This window comes from Pseudomonas brassicacearum (assembly GCF_918698105.1).
Taxonomy (GTDB): Bacteria; Pseudomonadota; Gammaproteobacteria; order Pseudomonadales; family Pseudomonadaceae; genus Aquipseudomonas; species Aquipseudomonas brassicacearum_F.
In genome coordinates this window covers 1-7,469 of the sequence record NZ_CAKKMI010000143.1, presented here as the reverse complement: position 1 = coordinate 7,469, position 7,469 = coordinate 1, and the positions used below count along the sequence as shown (strand labels likewise).

Here is a 7,469-nt window from a genome sequence, read left to right as displayed (position 1 = left end):
CATTGGAACCACCTGATCCCATCCCGAACTCAGCAGTGAAACGATGCATCGCCGATGGTAGTGTGGGGTTTCCCCATGTGAGAGTAGGTCATCGTCAAGATTAAATTCCGAAACCCCTATCTGCTGATGCAGGTAGGGGTTTTGTTTTGGCCTGCAATAAAAGCTTTGTCCAAAAAAGGGATGACCTGTAGAGGTCATCCTTTTTTGCATCCGGGCCCTTAAGCCTCGGGTACTGGGCAGCTCAGATCCCCTTCCTTGCACTTGAGATAGGTCTTGAATGCCTCGCTCCTGGCTTTAGTCTGGGCGGTGATGCAGTTGCTGTAGATCAGCGGATAGACGCTACCGCCCTCGACCCCGGAGGCGGAAAATTTGCATTCGGCGTCACGGAAACCTATCCAGGCACGTTGCGCCTTGACCAGCATTTGCTTGGCCTCCGGATTATCCTTCAGGCGTGCTGTGATCTGCTTGTACAGGCTGTTCAGCTCGTTGTCGGCGGCCTTGTTTTCTTTGGCTGCGCATTGGTTCATTTCGCCTTGAGTGGTGGCGTCGGCGCAGTCGTCGGCCTGAGCAGCGGTGACGAAAAGCAGTGGCATCAGGGCCAGAAGCATGCGTGGTGACATGTTTGGTCGCTCCTTGAGGGGTGAAAATGTCGGGGGAGTTTACATCGCTCCATACAGTTTTGAAGAAGGTGATCCTGATACAACTTTTTGGTTGGCCTTGTGGTCTTACAAGCCTACTGTTGAAACACAGGAGGTGACTCATGCATTCATCCGATCGCATTGAAAGAAAGATCCTGCTCCAGGCTCCGCGCTCTCATGTCTGGCGAGCCCTGGCCAACGCCGAAGCTTTCGGCCAATGGTTCGGTGTCGCCCTTGAGGGGAAACGGTTTGTGGCAGGGGAGCGTACCCAGGGGCAAATCACTTATCCTGGTTACGAACATCTTATCTGGGACGTAGCGGTGGAGCGGGTGGAGCCCGAGCGGGTGTTCTCGTTTCGCTGGCATCCTTACGCTGTCGAGCCGCAGGTGGATTACTCCCAGGAGTCCGAAACCCGGGTGCAATTCGAACTTGAAGACATGGATGGCGGTACCTTGCTCAAAGTCGTGGAGTCGGGTTTCAACAACATTCCCGAGGCTCGCCGGCTCAAGGCTTTCCGCATGGACAGCCGTGGCTGGGACGAGCAGATGGCCAATATTGAAAAGTTCCTGAACAAGTCTTGAGTTTGCCCCCTGACGGAGCTAAGGGTTTTCGGAGGGGACGGTATGGCGAATGTCTTACACGAGATGGTAGCTATGTCGTCTATTTCATTTTGGATCCGAGGCGTAATCTGGACTCATCCACTGAAGCACAGGAAGTGCTCAGGATCAGGGACGATCGACCATGCAAGGAAAGCTATCGACAGGGAGTCGTAATGGTCTTGGAAAAACCCGCTTCGGCGGGTTTTTTTTCGCCCGCAAGAATCTGGAAAGATCCTATAGCGAAACGCTTACACGCCGTTGCTGCTTTCTCGTCTTTTCCCAAGACACTGGTGGGCCTAATCTATGTTCATCCACTGGGTACAGGGAGTGCTCAGGGTCATGGATGATTGGATCAGGCATGGAATGCCGGACAGGGAGTCAAATTGGTCCTCAAAAAACCCGCCTAGGCGGGTTTTTTTTCGTCTGTGAAAAAGTGGCTCGATCCAGTTGCACACAGGATCAAGCCCCACTGGCTTGCAGCGCCTGAGCCCGCAAACGAGCGATGTCCTTGCTCGGCGAGGCGCCAAATAGACGGCTGTATTCACGGCTGAACTGCGAGGGGCTTTCATAGCCCAGCTTGTAGCCGATCGACGAAACGTCGCTGTTCTCTGCCAACAGCAACCGTCGGGCCTCCTGCAAGCGCAGTTGTTTCTGGTATTGAAGCGGGCTCATGGCGGTCACGGCTTTGAAGCGATGATGCAGTGTCGAAGGGCTGAGATTGATCATTTGTGCCAGGCTGTCGATGCTCAGCGGCTCGGCGTAATGGGTATTGAGCCACTCGATGGCGCGGCTGATGCGATGGGTCTGGGTGTCGGGAATGGCGATTTCGTGCAAGCGCTGGCCTTGGGCGCCACGCAGCAGCCGGTAGAAAATCTCCTGTTGGGCCAACGGGGCGAGGGTGGCGATATCGTCCGGGCTGTCCAATAGCCGCAGCAAGCGCAACATCGCGTCGAGTAACGGCGCATCGATACGGTCCAGGAACAACCCGCGTCCGGTTCTTTCGGCCGGCATACCGATAGGGCTGGCGTCGGCAATCAGGCGGCAGATCTGTGCCGGGTCGATGTCGAGGCGGATGCACAGGTAAGGGCGTTCAGGACTGGCTTCAATCACCTGGCCGGCCAGCGGCAGGGTCACCGAGACGACCAGGTAATTGAGCGGGTCATACACGTAGCATTCGTCCGCCAGGCGCACTTCCTTGCGTCCCTCGATAATCACGCATAAACCAGGCTTGTGCACGGTGTGCAGGGCTCCGGTCGGCCGGTCGCTGCGGATCAGGTGCAAGGCCTCGATGGCCGTGGAGTGGACGCCGAATTCCGGTGCGAAGCGCATCATCAGGCTCGCCAGTTCGGCGCGGCGCTGGCTGACGCCGTCGTCTGGCGTGATGTGGATGGACGTGGATACCGACATGCCGATCAACCTCCCTGGCCAAATGAGTGAACCGCGCTAGTAAAGCCGATTGCGTGGCTGTCGACCAGAGTCGGTTTTATCACCACAGGATCGTGCAAGTGCGCAGGAGGATCTGGCTAACCCTGACCCCGGTCGGTTCCCTAACCTGGACCTGTCAAAACGCTCCCATCGGGGCTAACACATCCAGACGAGGGGAATCATCATGTCCGATATTCAAAACAAAGTTGTGGTCATCACCGGCGCCAGCAGCGGGATTGGCGAAGCTGCGGCGCGGTTGCTTGCGGCTCGCGGTGCTTGTGTCGTGCTTGGCGCCCGGCGCATCGATCGTTTGCAGACATTGGTGCAAGAGCTCGAGACCGCCGGTCAGCAGGCGGCCTGTAAAGCCGTGGACGTGACCCGTCGCGAGGATGTCCAGCACCTGATCGACTTTGCTGTCGAGCGCTTTGGTCGGGTCAATGTGATCATCAATAACGCCGGGGTCATGCCGCTCTCCAAGCTCGAGGCGCTGAAAGTCGAGGAGTGGGACCGCATGATCGACGTCAACATCCGTGGCGTGCTCCACGGCATCGCCGCCGGCCTGCCGCTGATGCAACGCCAGCGCAGCGGCCAGTTCATCAACATCGCGTCCATCGGTGCCTACGCTGTCAGCCCGACTGCCGCCGTGTATTGCGCCACCAAGTTTGCCGTTCGGGCGATTTCCGAGGGCTTGCGCCAGGAAGTCGGGGGAGATGTGCGCGTGACGGTGATTTCCCCTGGCGTGACCGAATCGGAACTGGCCGAGAGCATTTCCGATGAAGGGGGCCGTGCCGAAATGCGCGAGTTCCGCAGGATCGCCATCCCAGCGCAAGCCATCGCTCGGGCAATCGCCTACGCCATCGAACAACCGGCGGACGTAGACGTCAGCGAACTGATCGTGCGGCCCACCGCCAGCCCGTTTTGAATCGAGTTGACCCGACAGCCCTCCATGAACGAGTTGTATCGCCCGGGAGAGGAAACCTGACCATTGTGGCGAGGGAGCTTGCTCCCGCTGGGTTGCGAAGCGACCCCAGGATTTTTGCGCCTGCTGCGCAGTCGAGCGGGAGCAAGCTCCCTCGCCACAATGGTGCCTGTCTCAAGCGTGTGTCCAGCCGCACAATAGTCTGTGTGTCGGCATTAGGGCTTATCGCTACGCCTGTTCCAACCGCGCCGCAGCACGTTGGGCGATCTGCGAGCGTACCCGGAACGACTCCGCGGTACGCCGGTGGGCTTCTTCCAGCACGCGCGCCGGCGCGGTGTCCGGGCTGCCGGCGTTGAACGGCGGGGCAGGGGCGTATTCGAGCTGCAGTTGGACCAGTTCGGCGGTGTCCTGGTCGAACAGTTCGGCGGCCAGGGTCAGGGCAAAATCGATCCCGGCCGTGATGCCGCCACCGGTGAGCAGGTTGCCATCGCGGACTACGCGATCCTTGACCGGTGTCGCGCCCAAGGTTTGCAGCAGGCTGTGATAGGCCCAATGGGTGGTAGCGCGTTTGCCTCGCAACAGGCCCGCCGCACCGAGCACCAGCGAACCGGTGCACACCGAGGTAATGTATTTCGCCTCGGCGGCCTGTCGCTTGATGAAGGCCAGCGTCTGCTCGTCTTCCATCAGGGGGCCGACGCCGGTCCCGCCGGGGACGCAGATCACGTCGAGCTTCGGGCAGTCCTCGAACGTGGTGGTGGGCAGCAGCACCAGCCCGGTACTGGCAGTGACTGGCGCCAGGTCCTTCCAGATCAGGTGGACCTTCACGTCTGGCAACGAGGCCAGTACGTCATAAGGGCCGGTCAGGTCCAACTGCTGGACTTGGGGGAATAACAGCAAACCGATCTGCAGCGTCATGTCGCGTGCTCCTTTGGATGATGCCCGAGGGGTGGACGGTTTTACTTTAGATCCGTAGGCTCTGGCGTATACGCCAATAAGCCCACGAATCACGCCAATATGCCCAACCCACCGAAAACCGTTCATGTACTGGCCTTCGCCAACGTACAAGTGCTGGATGTCACCGGGCCTTTGCAAGTGTTTGCCTCGGCCAACGACCTGGCTCGCCAGCAAGGCCTGCCTTTGCCCTACACGCCCACGGTCATCGCTGTGGGGGGCGGGGCGGTGATGTCCTCGGCGGGGTTGGCGCTGTTAGCCGAGCCGCTGCCGAGCGAAGGCAGCGACACGCTGTTGATCGCCGGTGGTTGGGGCGTGTACGAAGCGGCGAAGGACCCGGCGCTGGTGGCCTGGGTCAAGGAGCACGGCTTGCGTTCGCGAAGGGTGGCGTCGGTGTGCACCGGGGCGTTCCTGCTGGCCGCCAGCGGTTGGCTGGACGGGCGGCGCGTGGTGACACACTGGACCCGCTGCGAACAACTGGCCGAGCAGCATCCGCAGTTGCGGGTCGAACCCAACCCGATTTTCATCAACGATGGCCCGGTCTGGACCTCGGCCGGGGTCACGGCCGGCATCGACCTGGCCCTGGCGCTGGTGGAGGAGGACCTGGGCCGCGCGGTGGCGTTGGAAGTCGCCCGGCACCTGGTGGTGTTCCTCAAGCGTCCCGGTGGGCAATCGCAGTTCAGCGTGACGTTGTCGCTGCAAAAGCAGGGCAGTCGGTTTGATGACCTGCATGCCTGGATCGCCGAAAACCTCACCCGCGACCTGGGCCTGTCGAGTCTGGCCGCCGAGGTCGGCATGAGCGAACGCAGCTTTGTGCGGCACTACCGCGCCGACACCGGCCAGACCCCGGCGCGGGCGGTGGAGTTGATTCGCGTGGAAACAGCTCGCCGGCTGTTGTCCGACACCGCTGTGTCGATCAAGCGGGTTGCGGTGCAATGTGGCTTCGGCAGTGAAGAAACCCTGCGTCGCAGTTTCCTACGGGCCATGGGGGTGACGCCCCAGGCCTATCGCGAGCGGTTCGCCGTCAGCCCTCAAGCAGATCCAGCAATGCCTTGAGCGTGGCCTCGGGGGCTTCCTGTGGGATGTTGTGGCCGACACCGGCCAGCACGCGGCGTTCGTAAAAACCTGTGAAGTGTTCGGCGTCTTCATCGTGTTCCGGCGCTGGCCCCACCCCGTCGTCGGCACCGCACAGGGAAATGCTCGGCACGCTGATGGCCGGTTGTGCCGCCAGTTGTTCCTCCATCCACTCCAGCGTCGGGTCGCCCGGTGCGTACATGAAGCGATGACGGTAGGAGTGGATCACCACGTCGACGAAGTCCGGGTTGTCGAACGACGTGGCGCTGAGGGGATACAGTTCGGCGCCACGTTTCCAGGTCGGTGACCACAGGCGCCAGAGCCATTCACACAGTTCACGTCGATTCTGGGTCAGGCCCTCGACACCCCGCGCCGTGTGGAAATAGTACTGGTACCACAGGCGATGTTCGGTTTCCGGGGCCAGCGGCTGCTTGGAACGGGGAATGTCCTGCAGGTTGTAGCCGTCGCCAGTCACCAGGCAGCGAACGCGCTCGGGCCACAGCGCCGCGACGATACACGCCGCGCGACCGCCCCAGTCGTAGCCGCAAAACGCCGCCTGGGGGATGGAGAGTACGTGCATCAGGTCCAGCAGGTCCTGGGCCAGCGCCGCTTGCTGGCCGGAGCGCAGGATGGCCGGGTTGTTGAACCGGGTCGGACCGTAGCCGCGCAGGTAGGGCACGATGACCCAGTAGCCGCGCTCGGCCAGGGCGGGTGCGACTTCATCGAAAGCCCTGGGGTCGTAAGGAAAACCATGCAGCAGGATGACTGGCTCGCCGCTGGCGGGACCATGTTCTTCGTAGGCGATGCGCAACAGCGGCGTCACGGCGAAGTTGACCTTGGGATCGAGGTTCATGTTGGCCTCCGGCATTGCCCGATTGCGGTCAGGCGGGTTCCTGGTTCACGTATTTGGCCCGATCCGGCGTGAACGTCACGATCATGTTCGTGCTGGAGCAGGTCAGGGTGCGCTCCTGGGCCAGGTTGATGTCCAGGTCTTCACCGCGCAGGCCCTGCCATTGGGCGAGGTACTTGAGACAGCCGAATTTTTCGTTCTTCTTCAGGCTGCGGCTGACGCCACCTTTCCAGCCCAGTACCGGCAATTCACCGGCCAGGCAGCGTTGCGCCAGTTCGGGAAACTTCACCGCGCGGTCGCGGCCGATTTCCCAGCATTTGATCAGGCCCCGGTCCTGGCCTTCCCAGAGGTCTTCGCGGGTCAGGCCTGTTCGGGGTGGGGTGGTGATGGGGCGTTTGATATGGGTCATGTCAGGTCCTTGAGTCGGGTTTTTATCGGGCAGCTCCGCTGCACCCGTGAGTGCATCGATCTTAGGAGGGGTTTGTGGGGCTGGCAACTCGAAACGCGGCGTAACGATAAATGGGAATCGGGTACTGCAATGCTCTTGTGGCGAGGGAGCTTGCTCCCGCTGGGTTGCGAAGCGACCCCCCTGTGTCAGGGAAATTTTGCGCCTGCTGCGCAGTCGAGCGGGAGCAAGCTCCCTCGCCACGGGGTTGTGTTCCTACAAAAAAATAGGCGAACCGGAATTTTCTGACGAGTCGCGTCGGTTGCCGGTTAGGAAAGGGCGGGGATAGGCTTTGCTCGTCGCTGAAAAATCAGCGACCGGGTTTGGTCGCCCGGGTTTAGAATGGCGCACGATGCCGCGCGAGCGGCTGTCTGCTTTATGGCTGACTGTGCGTGGGAGGGCTTCGGGCCCTGCCGGGTTTCCATTCCCTGGTCGACCAACCTGCGTACAGTTCGCCACCCCTCTGCTTGGTCGCGGAAATGGCGAACTCCACTTTCGAATGGAGATTCATATCATGGTCAAGATCACCCCCAACCCTCCACGCCCCGAAGACCTCTCTGCCTACACC

Annotated in this window: 8 protein-coding genes and 1 rRNA gene; 4 read left to right on the top strand and 5 right to left on the bottom strand. The window is 60.9% G+C overall.

What is annotated here, in order from left to right; translation table 11 throughout:
- Positions 1 to 100, top strand: a 5S ribosomal RNA gene (rrf, locus tag LQ215_RS29090); the annotation flags it as partial.
- 118 nt (positions 101 to 218) lie between these two features.
- Here the strand turns inward: rrf and LQ215_RS29085 are convergent.
- Positions 219 to 620: a lysozyme inhibitor LprI family protein gene (locus tag LQ215_RS29085; RefSeq protein WP_230153685.1), complete on the bottom strand. Its 402-nt coding sequence runs from the start codon at positions 618 to 620 to the stop codon at positions 219 to 221.
- A gap of 140 nt (positions 621 to 760) precedes the next feature.
- Between LQ215_RS29085 and LQ215_RS29080 the strand changes: the two genes are divergently transcribed.
- On the top strand, positions 761 to 1,219 hold the full coding sequence (locus LQ215_RS29080; protein ID WP_230153684.1) for an SRPBCC family protein: 459 nt from the start codon (positions 761 to 763) through the stop codon (positions 1,217 to 1,219).
- A gap of 477 nt (positions 1,220 to 1,696) precedes the next feature.
- Here LQ215_RS29080 and LQ215_RS29075 read toward each other — a convergent pair whose 3' ends face one another.
- Positions 1,697 to 2,644, bottom strand: a complete 948-nt coding sequence (locus LQ215_RS29075) for an AraC family transcriptional regulator (protein ID WP_230153683.1) — start codon at positions 2,642 to 2,644, stop codon at positions 1,697 to 1,699.
- 202 nt (positions 2,645 to 2,846) lie between these two features.
- Between LQ215_RS29075 and LQ215_RS29070 the strand changes: the two genes are divergently transcribed.
- Entirely contained in the window at positions 2,847 to 3,584 is a 738-nt protein-coding gene (locus LQ215_RS29070) for an SDR family oxidoreductase (RefSeq protein ID WP_230153682.1), read from the top strand.
- A 225-nt stretch (positions 3,585 to 3,809) separates the two neighbouring features.
- Here LQ215_RS29070 and inhA read toward each other — a convergent pair whose 3' ends face one another.
- The gene (inhA, locus tag LQ215_RS29065; protein ID WP_230153681.1) at positions 3,810 to 4,496 is read right to left on the bottom strand and encodes an isonitrile hydratase; all 687 of its coding nucleotides are present in this window, start codon (positions 4,494 to 4,496) and stop codon (positions 3,810 to 3,812) included.
- Between the two features lie 99 nt (positions 4,497 to 4,595).
- Here inhA and LQ215_RS29060 point away from each other — a divergent pair, with 99 nt between their 5' ends.
- On the top strand, positions 4,596 to 5,588 hold the full coding sequence (locus LQ215_RS29060; RefSeq protein WP_230153680.1) for a GlxA family transcriptional regulator: 993 nt from the start codon (positions 4,596 to 4,598) through the stop codon (positions 5,586 to 5,588).
- Here the strand turns inward: LQ215_RS29060 and LQ215_RS29055 are convergent.
- Positions 5,557 to 6,459 carry an alpha/beta fold hydrolase gene (locus LQ215_RS29055; protein ID WP_230153679.1) on the bottom strand — a complete coding sequence of 301 codons (903 nt, stop codon included), beginning with the start codon at positions 6,457 to 6,459 and terminating at the stop codon, positions 5,557 to 5,559. The two genes, LQ215_RS29060 and LQ215_RS29055, sit on opposite strands and share 32 nt — an antisense overlap.
- A gap of 28 nt (positions 6,460 to 6,487) precedes the next feature.
- Positions 6,488 to 6,865, bottom strand: coding sequence for a hypothetical protein (locus tag LQ215_RS29050; protein WP_230153678.1), 378 nt, complete (start codon positions 6,863 to 6,865; stop codon positions 6,488 to 6,490).
- Positions 6,866 to 7,469 lie beyond the last annotated feature (604 nt).

Coding starts and splice junctions, on each gene's coding strand:
- LQ215_RS29050 (WP_230153678.1), bottom strand. CDS start 6,865: ATGACCCATATCAAACGCCCCATCACCACCCCACCCCGAACAGGCCTG.
- LQ215_RS29075 (WP_230153683.1), bottom strand. CDS start 2,644: ATGTCGGTATCCACGTCCATCCACATCACGCCAGACGACGGCGTCAGC.
- LQ215_RS29080 (WP_230153684.1), top strand. CDS start 761: ATGCATTCATCCGATCGCATTGAAAGAAAGATCCTGCTCCAGGCTCCG.
- inhA (WP_230153681.1), bottom strand. CDS start 4,496: ATGACGCTGCAGATCGGTTTGCTGTTATTCCCCCAAGTCCAGCAGTTG.
- LQ215_RS29060 (WP_230153680.1), top strand. CDS start 4,596: ATGCCCAACCCACCGAAAACCGTTCATGTACTGGCCTTCGCCAACGTA.
- LQ215_RS29055 (WP_230153679.1), bottom strand. CDS start 6,459: ATGAACCTCGATCCCAAGGTCAACTTCGCCGTGACGCCGCTGTTGCGC.
- LQ215_RS29085 (WP_230153685.1), bottom strand. CDS start 620: ATGTCACCACGCATGCTTCTGGCCCTGATGCCACTGCTTTTCGTCACC.
- LQ215_RS29070 (WP_230153682.1), top strand. CDS start 2,847: ATGTCCGATATTCAAAACAAAGTTGTGGTCATCACCGGCGCCAGCAGC.